Source organism: Gilliamella sp. X-60, from assembly GCF_057063585.1.
This window is the reverse complement of the sequence record NZ_JBXSQJ010000002.1, coordinates 161,625-178,797: the sequence shown is the minus strand read 5'-3', so window position 1 is coordinate 178,797 and position 17,173 is coordinate 161,625. Positions and strand designations below refer to the sequence as shown.

Genomic DNA, 17,173 nt, shown 5'->3' with positions numbered 1-17,173 from the left:
ACTTTAAACTGCATAAACCATATAGGGTATATATCATGAAAACGGTTCAGTATCATTTTATTGTTGAAGATATGAGCTGCGCATCTTGTGTTGGGCGCGTTGAAAAAGCACTTAAAAAAGTCGATGGTGTGATTGATGTTAGCGTTAATCTCGCAACTGAAAAAGCAACGGTTGATGCTGATGCACATGTAAAGCTCGAAACATTGATGTCTGCGGTTGATAAAGCGGGTTATCATGCGGTTAAAATTACTGAGTCAGCAGGTGATCAAAAAAAATCGAAAAAACAATTAGCTAACTGGACTATTGTTACTGCTGTAATACTAGCTATGCCTTTTGTGTTGCCTATGTTATTAGCGCCGTTTGGGATAAATTGGATGATGCCTGCTTGGTTGCAATGGGGGATTGCATCGGTTGTACAATTTGGCTTGGGGGCTAAATTTTATCGAAGTGGCTTTAGTGCGGTTAAAGCTGGGGCTGGCAATATGGATTTATTGGTTGCTATCGGCACAAGTGCTGCGTATGGATTATCGGTTTATCAGGTGATGACTGGCAATGGTGAACATCTTTATTTTGAATCGTCAGTTATTATTATTACCTTAATTTTGATCGGTAAATGGCTAGAATCAAGCGCTAAACATCAAACCACCCAAGCAATTGCAGCGCTTGGGGCGCTACGGCCTGATGTTGCGTTAGTTAAGCAAGGTGATCAAGAAGTGAGTTTACCCATTAGCCAAGTTAATGTGGGGGATATTGTTATTGTTAAGCCCGGTGAGCGTATTGCTGTTGATGGTATTGTGATTGAAGGCGCATCAAGTAGCGATGAGTCAATGTTAACCGGTGAGAGCTTGCCTGTAAATAAATCGGTTAACGATGTGGTGACTGGTGGTACGATTAATGGTGAAGGCCTACTGCTTGTTAAAACCACAGCTATTCAGGCCGATTCTACGTTATCCAAAATCATTGCAATGGTTGAATCGGCTCAGGCCAAGAAAGCACCGATTCAACGAATTGTTGATCGCATTAGTGCGATTTTTGTGCCGGTGATTTTATTGATTGCACTAGTTACGTTATTGGCTTGGGGAATGATATTGCATAATTGGCAGCAAGCATTACTTTATGCGGTTGCGGTGTTAGTGATTGCTTGCCCATGTGCGTTAGGCTTGGCAACACCAACCGCGATTATGGTGGGGACTGGGGTGGCTGCTCGCCATGGTATTTTAATTAAAGATGCCGAAGCGTTAGAAACGTTGCACAATGTTAATACGGTCGCATTTGATAAAACCGGTACACTCACCATCGGTAAGCCTGAATTGGTTGAAATGGATATTATAGGCAGTGAGACGCCCGATCAAATTTTATCGCTCGCCGCATCATTACAAGCTGGTAGTGAGCATCCACTTGCCAAAGCCATTTTAAGTAAGGCTAAAGAGTATGGTTATGCTCAAAATATTACCTCGGTAGCAGGATCGGGGGTGATGGCAGCTGTTGATAATACGCAGTATTATTTAGGTAGCTTGCGATGGATGAAATCATTAAATGCCTATTTTGTTGGTATGGACGATAAGATTAATGAGTTAGCCAGTAAAGGTTACACCATTTCATTTTTAGCTAAGCAGCAATTAGAAGGGAATGTGGTGATATTAGCGCTATTTGGTTTTGCTGATGTAATCAAGCAAGAAGCAAAAAATGCCATTGAAGCATTGCATCAGTTAAATGTAAAAAACGTTATGTTAACCGGAGATAACCAGAAAGCGGCGAATTACGTTGGGCAGCAGTTAGGCTTGGATAAAGTCATTGCTGAAGTATTACCGCAAGATAAAGCCAATTATATTTATCAATTACAAAAAGAAAGTCATGTTGATAGCCATAATCGAGTGGCAATGGTGGGGGATGGGATTAATGATGCGCCAGCATTGGCTGCTGCGGATATTGGTATAGCCATGGGCACGGGCACTGATGTGGCTATGCATGCAGCAAGTATTACTCTCATGCGTGGTAATCTGTTTTTAATTGCTGATGCAATTGATATTTCGCGCCGAACTTATCATAAAATTAAACAAAATCTATTTTGGGCATTTTTCTATAATTTGATTGGTATTCCGCTAGCGGCATTCGGTTTTTTAAATCCAATGATAGCTGGTGCTGCCATGGCGTTAAGTAGCGTGAGTGTGGTTACTAATGCGTTGTTACTTAAACGTTGGAAAGCAAGATCGGAAAATAGATAGTGTAGTTTGGTTTGGCAAGGAGGCTTATAGCCTCCTTTATTTTTGGTTAGAATTAAAAGTCATTGAATAGAATAATAACCAAGATAACTATATTTTTGTTTTGGTTACTGAATCGTTTTAGGACGGTATCGATCCAACAGCATATTACTAAATTTATTTTCTGGATCTAACCGTGCTTTAAGTTTAAAAAAACGCTCTGCTTGTGGATATGCGCGCTGAAACTGTTCAGCGGTTGCATGTAATTGATAGGGTAAATAATAACTGCCAGCATTGGCTAGTACCGCATCGATTAGCTCTCGAGTCCAGATCCCTACCTGCTCTTTACTGTGTTCATCGGTCGTTTGCTGATAATAAATAACAAAAGCAAACACTTCCGTTTTGGCCCATGCCAGCAACGAACCGCTATCTGGATTTGCATGTCGAATAGAAATATTGATGATATTCGCCTGATGTTTTTTCACAATGGCAATTAATTGGGGATAAAAATCATCAAACCGTTCTACCGGTATAAAATATTCTTGTAGCGCATAACTTTTATTTTTTTCAGCAATAGGCTGTAAACTGGCTACATCATAACTGGCTTCATAATTACGCCACATCACGGGTTGTTTTACATAATCGACATCATCATGAACTTTTCGTAATTCTTTGCCTAAAGTGGATGAAGAGACGATTTTTAGTTTTACCTGTTGATTATTTGAAGATTTATCGTTAGGTGTTAATCTATCCAAAATAGTCAGTGGTTCTTGTGTTTGTTTAAATGTGACTGCACGGACTTTTTTAAAATCAGGCGGATAGATTATGGCATTGTGAAATATTGCGGTTTTATCAGGACGGATATGCTGAGTGAAATACGAGTGATACTTTGTCATTGGCATAACTTCATTAATACGTTTTACCTTAACATTATCAGTAAGTTGCAATGTGACTTCTGTGATAACGCCTAAGCCACCATAACCACCAATAGCACCATAAAATATATCCTGATTTTCTTCTGGGCTGGCTATTACTACTGAACCATCGGCAAGTACGATTTTGAACTGTTCGACAGATAGGATAATGGGTCCTTCCCCAATATAACGACCGTGTACATTCACACTCAGTGAACCGCCAATACTGAAATTGGCATAGCTTTGCATGATTTTTACCGATAAGTTATAGGGATCAATAAGTTCTTGTACTTGACGCCAACTTGCGCCGGTCTCAATGGTTAAACGTTTTTGCTCAGGATTAAAATCAATCACATGGTTCAGCTTTTGCGTATCTATTTGGATTGCGCCTGTTATTGCTGTTTGTCCACCCATGCTATATTTTCCTCCAGCGATACTAATTGGACCAGTGGCATTTTTGACCAGCTCGGCCACCTGCTGGGTCGATTCTGGTTGCACAATCGCAGCGACTTGTACTGGTGTCATACCTGTAACATCATTGACAACAACTGCTTGCGTTTTTAATGGTAGTAACAGACAAAGACAGCAGCTTAATAAATGTAATTTTTTCATCATAAATTAATATCTACTTGATCTATAATAAAATAACTGATTCTATCTGATTACAAAGAATTCATCAACAAAGGTAAGGTCTAATGTTGTCAAATAGTGATAATAACCAAGATACATTTCATCTTTATAAATTTTTAAGCACATTTGAAAAACGGGTTCAGTATAACCTCCCGTTAAAATCAAACTTAGACTTTCACGAAAAGTCAGTGTTTTGATATCTTGCTTAGTATTAAGCTCTAATTCGGTGTAGTTATTATTAAGAATGTGCTTTAAGCTTGTCATGGCTAGTTTTTTTAACCTATTATGGATTAATTCAATATCTGTAGATTTTAGATAATCAGATAGAAGCATAATGGTGATAAATCCTGATATTTGTTGATAATCATATTAACCTTAATAGCTTTTGTTGATTTAACTAAGCTATATTGCCTTTAACAAATATGATTATTTTAGCTAATCTTTTAAGTGTATGATTGTTTTGCATATTAAACATCATCGATAAAACCTATAAACTATTATTCACGAGGCTAAAACCGATTTGTGTGCCTTTTCCTTGTTCGGTAACAAACACGCCAACCGCGCAAATCAGTTGTTCATTATAGTAAATTAACGGGATTCGTGTACGCATCCACGGTGGAATATTATGTTCTTGCCATAGCTTTTTTATTGATCGTGAACCATGGCGATTGATAATTTGAAATTGTCCTTGAGCATGAAATCGTACAGTGACTTGTTCATCTGCATGGGGTAAACGGCAAGATAAATCAGTTTGATAATTAGCCTGTAATTTACCAATACTATCAGGAAGAATTAGGGGCAAAGCCAAATTCCAATTAAGGATTTGTTGTTCAATATCTTGATATAACGGTAATAAATAAAGTTGATTTTGATAGCGACGAATTTGCCTGTCATGTAGTATGAATTTAGGATTGGCATCTTCTTTTGCTAGCACAACCGTTTGCCAAATGAGTGCTAATTGCTTTTGGCTTGGCATAGTCATTTGTTGGGAACGCAGCCACATGCGTAACACAGCATTGCGTTTATATTCTGAACACGCCATTAAAGGCGCTAGATTTAGCTGTCCTTGTTGGCTAACCATTTGTTGAAAATCAGCTAATAATAATTCATTAATTAACGCTTCTTGTTGCTGACATAATTCAGCACTGCGTGCCACCATTTGCGAAAAATGTGGCCAGCGTTGATTCAGTATTGGTAAGACCTTTAAGCGTAAAAAATTGCGGTCATAACGATCATCTTGGTTGCTTTCATCTTCTATCCAGTTGAGTTGATGCTGATTAGCATAAGCTTCAATTTGTGCGCGTGAAATTGTTAATAAAGGGCGAAGATGTCGCTGATTTTCCTGTTGCATGGCGGCTAACCCCGCAGGACCACTTCCTCGTTTTAATGCTAAAAGGAACGTTTCACATTGATCATCAAGGTGTTGTGCAGTGCATAAAGTTTCATCATCTGTTAAGTGACGATAGATAGCTTGATAGCGTGCATTTCTGGCTTGTTCTTCGATATTTCCTGCATTAGGGTCGAGTTTGACTTTTTCAATGATCAGCGGCACTTGCCATGCTTGGCATTGTTTTTGGCAATGCATTGCCCAGTTGTCAGCATTGCTGCTTAAACCATGGTGAATATAGATCGCTTTTAGCTTTAAATCAGGTAATAATTGCTGTTTGAGTGCAACTAGTGCATGCATTAATACGGTTGAATCCACACCACCACTATAAGCAGCCAGTAGTGCTTTGTGGTGTGTGATTTTATGCATAATTGTTTGTTTGATGCTTTCATCAAACATTGTTTGGTGTGGGTTATTCATCTTCTATTTAATTACACCAAGCTTTGTAATGCATTGGCTTTATTTTTATGTAGTTTGATTCTATCTAAACCCGCTGCAAGATCGGCAATTAAATCATCAGGATCTTCAAGACCAATATGTAGTCGAATAAGTGTTCCTGCAAAATCTATCCCAGATACAGGTCTAATGTTTGCGAGTTCTTCGGGTTGATTAGCTAAAATTAATGACTCAAACCCACCCCATGAATAGGCCATTGAGAAGTAAGTTAAATGATCAATAAATTCAGATAATTGTACGTCTGTTAATCGTTCTTTGAGTATAAATGAAAATAAGCCACTTGCGCCCGAAAAGTCACGTTTAAAAAATTCGTGTCCTTTACAACTTTCTAATGCAGGGTGATTGACGGTCGCTACTTTTGGGTGACTGGCTAACCATTTTGCTACTTTTAAACCGCTTTCGTGATGCTGTTTTAATCTTATTGCTAATGTGCGTAAACCGCGTGCAGCCATATAGGCGGTATCCGCATCACACATTTGTCCCATTAAGTAAGAACGTTCGCGCAAAGTTTCCCAACAGCGCTCGTTAGCAACCGCGGTACCTATCATAGCATCCGAATGACCGATCAGGTATTTGGTACCGGCTTGTATTGAAATATCAATATCATGCTCTAACGCTTTAAATAAAATCCCGGCGCTCCATGTGTTATCTATCATAATGATGATTTCAGGATTAACACTGCGAATGGCTTTCACAATGGCAGGTATGTCTTGAACTTCCATGGTTATTGAACTTGGCGATTCAAGAAACACGACTTTAGTATTTGGCTTAATATGATTTGTGATATAGCGACCAATTAATGGCGAGAAGTAATCGGTTTGAACACCAAAATCTTTTAAAATGTGTTGGCAAAAATCTTGAGTGGGTTCGTAAACGGCTTCTGATACTAAAATATGATCGCCAGTTTTCACAAAAGCTAAAATGGCATTAGCGATCGCAGCTGCGCCACAAGGGTAGAGATAGCAACCTGCTCCTCCTTCAATGTCAACCAGCGCATCTTGTAGCGCAAAATGGGTCAATGTACCACGACGTCCATAGAATAATGCACCATTAGCACGATTTTTTGTGGCCTCTTTTTGGGCTTCAATAGAATCAAAAACCAGTGATGATGCACGTTGAATAACCGAATTAACCGCACCTTGTGTATATCGCTTTTTACGTCCTGCATGAACTAATTTTGTTGGTAATGACATGATAAGACACCTTTGCTGCTATTTATTAATGTTGGTATTTTGATTAATTTTGATAACAGTTAGCATAGCATGCTGTTAAAATAGTAAAAAATAAATTTTATTAATATTCTCGTTCCGATTATGCTTATAGTTCAACTCGCTAATCTTAATGATGCCGACATTGATGTTTCACTGTTGTCACCCCAGCTTCTTGATGAAGCCAATAAATTACATGGTCAACGCAAAAAACAGTTTTTAGTTTGTCGTTCAATATTGGCTAGCTTACTTAAACTGTATTGTGATATTTCGGAGTTACCCGCTATTAAAGTTGGTGATAATGGACGTCCTTGTTTTTTACAGCAACCGCTACCCGATTTTAATATTAGCCATAGCCAAGATTGGGTGGCTGTCGCAATTTCGTTAACAGATAAGGTTGGTTTAGATATTGAAGTGGCGCGCCCACGTAAAAATTATCTAAATGTGGCTAAAAACTTTTTTGCGGATGATGAGTTTCAATGGATGATTAAGCAAGATGATACATTAAGAGCTTTTTGGCAATTATGGACATTGAAAGAGTCGGCATTAAAACTGTATGCCAAAGGGGTTTGGCAAATAAAATCGGTTAAAGTTGACTTAAACCAGCAGATGATTATAGCTCCTTTTGGGCAAGACTTTCATTATCAATATCGTCAAGTAGGCGATGTTCATCTATCTGTAAATAGTAATCAACCGATTTCTAAATTGATTTTGTTATCTTAATATAGCGTTTTGCTACTATCTATTAGGCTATTAGGGTAAAATAAAGCATTGCTATTTATTAAACTAAATAGATATCTTGGATTTTTTTTCTATTGTTTTCATTTAATTGATATTCCTGTGATAACCAATCATCAATGGTATCATAACGCGTTTTAATTGCGTCAAATGCGGCTGTTAAATACTCTTTTTTGGCGGCAAAAATTAATTTGCGGTTTTCAAACTCCTCAGGAGTCACTTTATGTTGGTATTGGCGTAATAGATTTTCACGATAATCTGCCAATAGCTGTTCAGTCAGTAAATAATCTTGCATGATAGCTTCTTCACTCACACCTAAAGCAAATAACGTTAATGCGACACCAACACCGGTACGATCTTTACCCACTGCACAATGTTGCACTAATGGTTTACCTTGTGAGTTCAGTAAGATTGACGAAAGTTTTTGGTATGCTGGGTTTTTAAATGGTAGAAGCTGGTATAGCTTAACCATAAAATCAAATGGTGCATTTTTTTTCAGTGTTTGGGTGTGATTGCTTAAGTCACTTGTTAAACTTGCGGTGACCGTATCGCTTAAAGGGTTAGCAGGTACGTTAATATAATGAGTGTTTTGCCATAATCTATCTGGGTGTCGGGTAATTTCATCGTGATCACGATAGTCTAAAATATAGTGTAGATTTAACTCATCAGATAAAAAAGATTGCTCTTCTGGCGTGATCAGTGAGAATGCACCTGAGCGATATAGCAGACCCGATCGAATTTGACGTCCATCGGTTGTTTTGATTCCACCTAAATCACGAAAATTAACTCCATTTTTTATTGGTACAACACACGTCATGACTACCCCTTAATTATATTTAACTTTACTTGCTATATTAACATGTTTCTGATTAGAATTAAGCCACTGTTTCTATTATTACGAATGATTTAAGGTACTTATTATGTCCATGTTATCTGTTTTACTGTCTGATAAAGCTGCGCCAACGCAATGGGGAAAAGATGCACTGCTGAGTTTTTCGAACGATACAATTACTATTCACTATAAACCGGAGCATCGCTTAGGGGCGATTCAACGTGCGGGAAGAAAACTTGATCAGCAAGGAATAAATTTGGTTAAACTAAGTGGCGAAAACTGGGATCTTGAGGCTTGTTGGCATTTTTGGTTAGGTTATCGTAATGCCAAAAAAAGCACCAAGGTAACTTGGCCAAAACTCAATAGCAAAGATAAGCAAGAATTAAAACATCGCTTAGCGATTATTGATTGGTGTCGGGACATTGTTAATGAGCAAGCCGAAACATTAAGTCCGTTAGCACTAGCAACACAAAGTGCAAAATTGGTCAGTGCCTATTCAGCTGATATCACTTATAACATCATTTCAGGTGAGGCTTTAAAAGAGCGCGATTATATGGGGATTTATACGGTAGGTAAGGGGTCAGATAGGCCGGCTGCGTTACTTGAGCTTGATTATAATCCCACTAAAGACCCTAACGCACCGATTACTGCTTGTTTAGTTGGCAAGGGGATTACGTTTGATTCGGGCGGTTATAGTTTAAAACCAAGTAGCTTTATGGAATCAATGCGTTCAGATATGGGCGGTGCTGCATTAGTAACGGGAGCTTTAGCGCTAGCGATTGCACGAGGGCTACATCATCGGATCAAACTCTATTTATGTTGTGCCGATAATTTAGTCAGTGGCAAAGCCTTTAAACTTGGTGATATTATTCGTTATCGTAATGGTAAAACAGTTGAAGTTGATAACACCGATGCCGAAGGGCGTTTAGTATTAGCGGATGGCCTGATTTGTGCTGATAATGACAAACCTCATTATATTATTGACTGCGCAACGTTAACAGGTGCTGCTAAAATTGCAGTGGGGAACGATTATCAATCCTTGCTCTCTTTTGACGATAGCTTCGCTAATCAACTGTTAGTGAGTAGCGATATGGAACATGAAGCTTTCTGGCGATTACCATTAGCCGAATTTCACCGTTCTCAATTTCCGTCATCGTTTGCCGATATGGCAAATTCAGGTTTACCGAATACCGCTGGTGCGAGTACTGCCGCAGCTTTTTTATCACATTTTATTAAAAACTATCAACAAAACTGGTTACATGTTGATTGCTCCGCAACATTCCGTAAAAGCGCTACAGCATTATGGGCAACAGGCGCAACGGGAATTGGGGTGAGGACAATTGCTAATTTACTTTGTCAGCTTAAATAATACTGAAAAAACCACTTGAAAAAGTGGTTTTTTATTTTTTTTTAAATAAGTAAATATTGTTTAGTTATTTTTAATAACAGCAACTTTTTTAATATAAATTGGTTCAACAGGAACATCTCTATGTGGACCCATACGTTTAGTTGGTACATTAACAATTTTGTCAACAACCTCCATACCTTTAATCACTTTACCAAACACCGCATAACCGTACCTTTCTGGAGATTGGTAATTAAGAAAATCATTATTGACTACGTTGATAAAAAATTGGCTAGTTGCACTATTTACTTCACTGGTTCTTGCCATTGCAATGGTGCCGCGATCATTTTTTAAGCCGTTATCTGCTTCATTTTTAATGGGTGGGTTATTGTCTTTGAATTTGAGTTGATCATCAGCACCACCACCTTGAATCATAAATCCAGGAATGACGCGATGGAAAGTTAAATTCTCATAGAAGCCACTATTGACATAATCAAGAAAATTTTTAGTGGTAATTGGGGCATGTTCGCTATCTAGTTCAATTTCAATGTCGCCCATGCTGGTTTGTAATAATACTTTGGTGTCTGCTAAAGCAACAGTAGAAAGCAAAGTTAGTAATATTGTAATAAATAATAGTTTGATTTTTTTCATATATTAATTCCTTGAACCTAGGAGGGAGGCTGATTATACCGAATATTTGATTATTATAAATAACTATTATGAAAAATCAGATAATTTTTTGTGTTGTCGATCGTAGAAGTATTTAATTGTGTGCAGTTATAAGATGAATTTGCTTATTATATTGGTCTTGCTTGATAAGAAAAGCAAAAGTCAGGAGTTATAAAAAATGGTTTTTATGAATTTAGTTTTTATATTGCAACGTCATGTTACCTGAAACTTTTTTACCAATAAGTATATAGGATCCTATGCGGTGTATTTTGTGTGATATGCCTTTATCTTTGCCTCATCAGGGTATTTGTTGTCAATGCGTTAAAAATTTACCTAAATTTAATAAGGTCTGTCATCAGTGCTGTTTGCCGCATTCTTTATCGACAGATATATGTTATCGGTGCCGTGCAAAGAAACCATACTGGGATGAGCTTATTGCTGTTTCTGAATATATTAATCCACTAAAAAAATTGATTCATCATTTAAAGTTCTATAGAAAAATTGAACTGAATACGGCATTGGCAAGATTGATGTTTTTAGCTTGGTATCAACGGCGAGAAGTCGATGCTTTAATTAAACCTGATTTGGTCACTTGTGTGCCATTGCACCATATTCGTTATTGGTCTCGTGGTTTTAATCAAGCTGAGTTATTAGCAAAACCGATTGCAAGATGGTTAAATCGTGATTTTTCTCCTTATTTGTTATCTCGACAGCCAACTATGCAAGATCAAAAAAATCTATCGCTTACCGAACGAATCGCGAATGTCGAAACACTTTTTATGTGCCACCAAGATCTTTCTCACAAATCGGTCATGCTTATTGACGATATCGTTACAACTGGTAATACGATTAATGCCATTAGTCAGCAACTAAAAAAATGTGGTGCAACAAGTGTTCATGTAGTTTGTTTATGTCGTACAGTATTGTAAAATCCTGAACAACCCCTATAATAACCAAGAAAGTTAGTCAACTATTATTATCAATGATATTAGGTCTGTTTATTACCTAATTACATTAAAGTGAGGGATTATGTCTATTATCACTATTTCTGAGTCAGCTCAACAGCATTTTAAAAAATTGCTTGCTAATCAACCTGAAGGAACACAAATTCGGGTCTTTGTTATGAATCCCGGTACGCCAAGCGCAGAATGTGGTGTTTCGTATTGTCCGGCTGATACTGTAGAAGATAGCGACATAGAAGAAAAGTTTGCTGATTTTTCTGTTTATATTGATGAAATGAGTGCACCATTTTTAGAGGAAACGGTTATTGATTATGTGACTGATGAGTTAGGTTCGCAGTTAACATTAAAAGCACCAAATTCAAAAATGAAAAAAGTGGCTGATGATGCACCACTTATTGAACGTGTTAATTATGCAATTCAAGCGCAGGTTAATCCTCAGTTAGCCAGCCATGGCGGGCATGTGAGTTTAGTTGAGTTGACCGACGATAATTATGTTATATTGCAATTTGGCGGTGGATGTAATGGTTGTTCAATGGTTGATTACACTTTGAAAGAAGGTATCGAAAAACAATTAATGGCAGAGTTTCCTGAACTTGCTGGTGTAAAAGATATTACTGAACATCAAGCTGGAGCGCATTCTTTTTGCTAAAAATGAAGAAAATAATTTTTATTTAAGCCTTGCTTATTGCTGGGATTAAGTCATAATCGGATGACGTTTGCCATTTGATATTCTGATGGGGTTATATGAATCAAGTGAGTATTATTTCAGATCTTATCGTTTGGATTGAAAAAAATTTGGAACAACCATTATCTATTGATCATGTTGCACAAAAATCAGGTTATTCAAAGTGGCATTTACAACGTATGTTTAAAGAAGTCACAGGCCAAGTTCTTGGTACTTATATTCGTCATCGCCGTTTAACGTATGCTGCACTTGCTTTACGTATGACAAGTAAACCGATTTTAGATATTGCAATGCAATATCGTTTTGACTCCCAGCAAACATTTACCCGATCTTTTAAAAAACAATTTAATGAAACCCCAGCAAGCTACCGGCGAGGGGAGTTTTGGGATCCTACAGGGCTAACACCAGCTATTGAGCTCAATAAAAACAGGCTTTCATTGCCTGAACCAAAATTTATTAATATGCCAAAACAAACTTTTTGGGGTATTACCTTTAAGAATAATTGTAATTTGAGCCAATTATTAGATGAAGAAAATAAACTAAGATCGCAATTTTTTTATAATTATATATCCCGCTGTAATCATAAATGTGAAAATCTACCAGATAAAATTTATGCTTTTAGTCGTATATTGAAAAGCAAAGAGAATGCTAATGAACAAGAGCTTTTTTATACCATTGCTTTAGATCATAATAATAATCTTGAAGGTATTGAACAGGTTGTGAGTGAAGGTGGTTTGTATCTTTGTTTTAAATATATTGGCTCTCCTGATGAGTTTAGTGATTTTATTTCGCAAGTGCATTTAGCCGCTATGCCAGCATTAAAAGTGCGTTTACGTAGCTCTAGTTGTGTAATTGAAATTCATCATAACCATCATGATGGCACCGCCGAATCGGTTAAGGATATCACACGTATGGAGTGTGATTATTGTGTGCCGGTTGTTACTGAAAGTGAAGTCAATATCCAATCCAATTTATAGTATAGTGTGATATAAAAATCGGTTAATAGATATTGACTGATGTATTTAATTATTTGAATTTAAAAAGATATCTTCTAACCATTTTTTGAATTCTGGGGTTACTTCTTTTAGACTGTTCGATCCACGTGTTACAGTTGCAATTCCTATCCCAAGTTGCTCTTTTAGTTGACGTTGATTGATTGAACCATCAAGTAATGAATGTACAATTTTGACGCGAGTAATTAAAGCATCGCGTTCATCAGCGGTCATTAATAATTTTAATATATCAAGTGAATAACCATCGTTAAATGCTTGGTGTAATATTGCAACTGTCTGTTTCCATTCGTTAGTTTTCATTATAATCACCATTAATATTGTTTATTAAATTCATTTGAATTAAGAATATTGACATTTTTTTGCCCTAAGATTATTTGGTAAATGTAATCATATACCAATACATTTTTCACATAATTACGCGTTTCGGTAAACGGTATGCTATCAATAAATGCAATAGCATCCAGTTTTCCATGACTATTATTAAGCCATCTTTTTACACGATTAGGGCCTGCATTATAAGCTGCTGAAGACAATATACGATTATTTTCATTTTGTTGATAAACAGTGTTTAAATAGGAAGTACCTAATTCTATATTCGTTTTAGGATCAAACAATTGTCCCGATGAAACATAAGTGACTGAATTAACTTTTTTAGCGGTTTCTTTTGCTGTCGCTGGCATTAATTGCATAAGTCCGCGGGCGCCGGCAGGGGATTTGGCAGTGGTATCCAGCGCACTTTCTTGACGAGAAATAGCTAAAGCATAAGATAACGCAATCGCTTTATCTTTTAATGCATTGTTATATAAGTCCTTGTACATAATCGGTAAACGTTCAGTCCAGTTATTCCAAAGCTTACCAACAATGGTTGCTTGAATACTAAGATCACCCCAGCCTTTTTGTAAGGCATATTGAGCTAATGCTAAATATTCATTTTTGTTGGTTTGTTTATTTAACATATATCGCCATTCGTTGCTTGATTCTGATACCATACCAAAATAATATAATTCGTTAATTCTTTTTACATAGGGTTGATTATCATATTTGGTTTTTAGTGTTGATATTTCAGATGGTGTAATCTTTTTAGATTGGTTATTGAGCGAATAAGGTTGATTAAGTGTTTGTGCACTTACCATACCATAAAATCCACGTTTGGTTGTTAGTGTTTGTAAAATTTGGTTAGCTTCATTTTTTTGATTTTTATTGAGTAATACTCGAGCTTGCCAATATTGCCATTCTTCTTTCAATTTATCTTCCGGCGATAATTGTGCTAGCCAATGGGCAATGTCAGTAAAGTTATAGGCATCGATAGCAAGGCGGATGCGCTTTTCGACTAATGTTGTATCATGATATTTGGCAATATAGTTATCACGCCATTTAATTTGTTCATCAGTTGCAGAATCTTTAAAGTAGTTGTTAGCCAAACTCTTTTGTAATGCAATTTGCTCAGCTTCACTTAACGTTTGCTGTGTAACCAGTTTTGGCAATAACGATGCCGCTAAGTTGCTATCTGCTTTTACTAAGCGAGAAAATGATGCTAGAACGATCTTTTTAGTGAAAGGGCTAGCTTTAATATTTTTTGAAAAAGCTTCTAATTTTTTAGGATTATCAAGTACAGCAAGTAAATGATTTTTGGTTGTTTTGTAGTTGTCATCAAGTAAGTTAGCTAGATGTCTGGCTAATTTTAAATTATTTGCTTCAATAGCCAGTTCAATACGTAATAGTACTAAATTAGCTGTTCGCTTACCTGCTTGAGCCCATGCGTCGAGTAATGGATCGCATGCAGAAGGAAGTTCTTTACCGGTCATCCAAAGCGATTCAATAGCACTAAAGGCCGCCTCGTTATTTCCTTGCTGTAGCAATGCATATTGATAGCGACAATTAGAGAGTGTGGAATTATCTTTGGGAAATGAAACGATTGTATTCCAATCTTGACGATTGCTTAATTCCGTTAGATAAGTTTGCGTTAATGTAGCGGTTAGCGGAAAGTCATTATATTTTTTGACAAAATCACTTACCATTTGTGGTGAAACTAATCTAATATTATTCTGAAAAAACTGTATGGCAGCATAAGGGTACAATGGATAATCTTTTATGGCAGTGAGCAATGTTTGCTGTTCTTCAAAAGTCAGTGATTGATAAGAATTAAGCCATCTTTGATAATGTTCTCGCAGCGCCTGTTGAGAATCAGTCGCGTAAGTGTTACTTGTGAACAGTAGGCTTATTATTAAAAAATAACGTAAAACTAATTTCATCCTTTAACCCCCTATGAGAATTCATTTTTATTAGATTAGCATATTAAGCTATGATTCGTCGATGATGAACTACCGCTTAATTCCTACTAAAACACTCAACTAAATACTTGACTAAATTAAGAGGATATATACAATAAGCGTTAACAAATATAGGGGAATAATCAATGAAACTGACATCAAAAGGACGATATGCGGTGACGGCAATGCTTGATGTTGCTCTACACGCTGATTCAGGACCGGTATCACTTGCTGATATTTCAGAGCGTCAAGAAATTTCACTTTCTTATCTGGAACAATTGTTTGCTCGATTACGAAAAAATGGTTTGGTTCAGAGTGTCAGAGGTCCTGGCGGTGGTTATATACTGAGCCGTTCTATGGATCAAATTGCTATTAGTTCAATTGTTAAAGCTGTCGATGAGACAGTGCATGCAACAAAATGTCACGGGCAAGATGGATGCCAAGGCGGTGTTAGGTGTTTAACTCATACACTATGGAATGATTTAAGTGAACGAATTGAGGACTTTTTAACGAGCATTACATTGAGTGAACTAGTTAATAATAAAGAAGTTAAAGCCGTAGCTAGTCGACAAAGTAATATACAACACGTTCAAATTAATTAATAAAATACAATATACAATACAGAATTTGTCATTGGGAGTACTTAATGAAACTACCTATTTATATGGATTACGCAGCGACAACGCCCGTAGATCCTAGAGTTGCTGAAAAAATGATGCAATATTTAACGCCAGACGGTATATTTGGTAATCCAGCATCTCGTTCCCATAAATTTGGTTGGCAAGCGGAAGAAGCCGTTGATATTGCACGTAATCAAATTGCCGATCTTATCGGAGCAGATTCTCGTGAAATCGTTTTTACGTCAGGTGCAACTGAAGCCGATAATTTAGCAATCAAAGGTGCTGCTCATTTTAATCAAGCCAAAGGTAAGCACATTATTACTTGTAAAACTGAGCACAAGGCTGTGCTTGATACTTGTCGCCAACTTGAGCGAGAAGGTTATGAAGTGACTTATTTAGCACCAGAATCTAATGGTATACTCGATCTAGATAAACTTGCAGCAGCAATGCGCAGTGATACAACCGTTGTATCAATTATGCATGTTAATAACGAAACAGGTGTAATACAAGACATTGAAAAAATTGGTGAGATGTGTCGTGAGCGAGGCATTGTTTTTCATGTTGATGCAACACAATCGGTTGGTAAATTGCCCATTGATGTGACCAACTTAAAAGTTGATTTAATGTCATTTTCGGGTCATAAGATTTATGGGCCAAAAGGTATTGGTGGGCTTTATGTAAGACGCAAACCACGTGTGCGCATTGAAGCACAAATACACGGTGGTGGCCATGAACGTGGGATGCGCTCAGGTACTTTACCTGTACACCAAATTGTAGGGATGGGCGAAGCATATCGTATTGCTAAAGAAGAGATGGCAACCGAAATGCCACGCTTATTAGCCCTAAAAAACCGTTTATGGAATGGTTTAAAAGATATTGAAGAAGTCTATCTTAATGGATCTTTAGAACATAGTGTGCCAAATATTTTAAATGTGAGCTTTGCTTATATTGAAGGTGAATCATTGATGATGGCTTTAAAAGATTTAGCCGTTTCATCTGGTTCAGCTTGTACATCTGCAAGTTTGGAACCCTCTTATGTACTTCGAGCATTAGGTCTGAATGATGAGCTTGCGCATAGTTCAATTCGTTTTTCTATAGGCCGTTTTACCAAAGAAGAAGAAATTGATTATGTTATTAAATTAATTAAAGAATCTATTGGAAAATTAAGAGATTTATCGCCACTTTGGGAAATGTTTAAAGATGGCATTGATTTAACAAAAATTAAATGGTCAGCACATTAAAA

At 36.9% G+C, this 17,173-nt stretch carries 16 protein-coding genes; 8 read left to right on the top strand and 8 right to left on the bottom strand.

What is annotated here, in order from left to right; genetic code table 11:
• Nucleotides 1-35 precede the first annotated feature (35 nt).
• Nucleotides 36-2,225: a heavy metal translocating P-type ATPase gene (locus ACYIAM_RS01990; protein WP_483747052.1), complete on the top strand. Its 2,190-nt coding sequence runs from the start codon at nt 36-38 to the stop codon at nt 2,223-2,225.
• A gap of 104 nt (nt 2,226-2,329) precedes the next feature.
• Here the strand turns inward: ACYIAM_RS01990 and ACYIAM_RS01985 are convergent, their stop codons facing one another.
• The 4 genes from ACYIAM_RS01985 to metC form a co-directional block, all read right to left on the bottom strand.
• Entirely contained in the window at nt 2,330-3,730 is a 1,401-nt protein-coding gene (locus ACYIAM_RS01985; protein ID WP_483747051.1) for an FAD-binding oxidoreductase, read from the bottom strand.
• A 39-nt stretch (nt 3,731-3,769) separates the two neighbouring features.
• Nucleotides 3,770-4,078 (bottom strand): hypothetical protein, encoded by a 309-nt coding sequence (locus tag ACYIAM_RS01980; RefSeq protein ID WP_174796545.1) that lies wholly within the window; start codon nt 4,076-4,078, stop codon nt 3,770-3,772.
• A 154-nt stretch (nt 4,079-4,232) separates the two neighbouring features.
• On the bottom strand, nt 4,233-5,531 hold the full coding sequence (gene tilS, locus ACYIAM_RS01975) for a tRNA lysidine(34) synthetase TilS (protein WP_483747081.1): 1,299 nt from the start codon (nt 5,529-5,531) through the stop codon (nt 4,233-4,235).
• Between the two features lie 32 nt (nt 5,532-5,563).
• Nucleotides 5,564-6,781, bottom strand: a complete 1,218-nt coding sequence (gene metC, locus ACYIAM_RS01970; protein WP_483747050.1) for a cystathionine beta-lyase — start codon at nt 6,779-6,781, stop codon at nt 5,564-5,566.
• Nucleotides 6,782-6,901: 120 nt separating this feature from the next.
• On the opposite strand from metC, the gene ACYIAM_RS01965 reads away from it, so the two are divergent.
• The gene (locus tag ACYIAM_RS01965) at nt 6,902-7,519 is read left to right on the top strand and encodes a 4'-phosphopantetheinyl transferase family protein (protein WP_483747049.1); all 618 of its coding nucleotides are present in this window, start codon (nt 6,902-6,904) and stop codon (nt 7,517-7,519) included.
• A gap of 58 nt (nt 7,520-7,577) precedes the next feature.
• Here ACYIAM_RS01965 and ACYIAM_RS01960 read toward each other — a convergent pair whose 3' ends face one another.
• Nucleotides 7,578-8,351 (bottom strand): tyrosine-protein phosphatase, encoded by a 774-nt coding sequence (locus tag ACYIAM_RS01960; RefSeq protein WP_483747048.1) that lies wholly within the window; start codon nt 8,349-8,351, stop codon nt 7,578-7,580.
• A 103-nt stretch (nt 8,352-8,454) separates the two neighbouring features.
• Between ACYIAM_RS01960 and pepB the strand changes: the two genes are divergently transcribed.
• Nucleotides 8,455-9,735 (top strand): aminopeptidase PepB, encoded by a 1,281-nt coding sequence (gene pepB, locus ACYIAM_RS01955; protein ID WP_483747047.1) that lies wholly within the window; start codon nt 8,455-8,457, stop codon nt 9,733-9,735.
• A 60-nt stretch (nt 9,736-9,795) separates the two neighbouring features.
• On the opposite strand, the gene ACYIAM_RS01950 is transcribed toward pepB, so the two are convergent.
• Nucleotides 9,796-10,362, bottom strand: coding sequence for a peptidylprolyl isomerase (locus tag ACYIAM_RS01950; protein WP_174796550.1), 567 nt, complete (start codon nt 10,360-10,362; stop codon nt 9,796-9,798).
• A 275-nt stretch (nt 10,363-10,637) separates the two neighbouring features.
• Between ACYIAM_RS01950 and ACYIAM_RS01945 the strand changes: the two genes are divergently transcribed.
• From ACYIAM_RS01945 to robA, 3 genes are all read left to right on the top strand, one after another.
• Nucleotides 10,638-11,309, top strand: coding sequence for a phosphoribosyltransferase family protein (locus tag ACYIAM_RS01945; protein ID WP_174796551.1), 672 nt, complete (start codon nt 10,638-10,640; stop codon nt 11,307-11,309).
• A gap of 106 nt (nt 11,310-11,415) precedes the next feature.
• Nucleotides 11,416-11,991, top strand: a complete 576-nt coding sequence (gene nfuA, locus ACYIAM_RS01940; RefSeq protein WP_174796594.1) for a Fe-S biogenesis protein NfuA — start codon at nt 11,416-11,418, stop codon at nt 11,989-11,991.
• Nucleotides 11,992-12,086: 95 nt separating this feature from the next.
• Entirely contained in the window at nt 12,087-13,004 is a 918-nt protein-coding gene (gene robA / locus ACYIAM_RS01935) for an MDR efflux pump AcrAB transcriptional activator RobA (protein WP_174796552.1), read from the top strand.
• Nucleotides 13,005-13,049: 45 nt separating this feature from the next.
• Here robA and trpR read toward each other — a convergent pair whose 3' ends face one another.
• Nucleotides 13,050-13,340 carry a trp operon repressor gene (gene trpR / locus ACYIAM_RS01930; protein ID WP_483747046.1) on the bottom strand — a complete coding sequence of 97 codons (291 nt, stop codon included), beginning with the start codon at nt 13,338-13,340 and terminating at the stop codon, nt 13,050-13,052.
• A gap of 11 nt (nt 13,341-13,351) precedes the next feature.
• Nucleotides 13,352-15,292, bottom strand: a complete 1,941-nt coding sequence (gene sltY / locus ACYIAM_RS01925; protein ID WP_483747045.1) for a murein transglycosylase — start codon at nt 15,290-15,292, stop codon at nt 13,352-13,354.
• 164 nt (nt 15,293-15,456) lie between these two features.
• Between sltY and iscR the strand changes: the two genes are divergently transcribed.
• Complete coding sequence (gene iscR, locus ACYIAM_RS01920) at nt 15,457-15,912, top strand: Fe-S cluster assembly transcriptional regulator IscR (RefSeq protein WP_065638303.1); 456 nt, start codon at nt 15,457-15,459, stop codon at nt 15,910-15,912.
• Between the two features lie 44 nt (nt 15,913-15,956).
• Nucleotides 15,957-17,171 carry an IscS subfamily cysteine desulfurase gene (locus ACYIAM_RS01915; RefSeq protein WP_483747044.1) on the top strand — a complete coding sequence of 405 codons (1,215 nt, stop codon included), beginning with the start codon at nt 15,957-15,959 and terminating at the stop codon, nt 17,169-17,171.
• Nucleotides 17,172-17,173 lie beyond the last annotated feature (2 nt).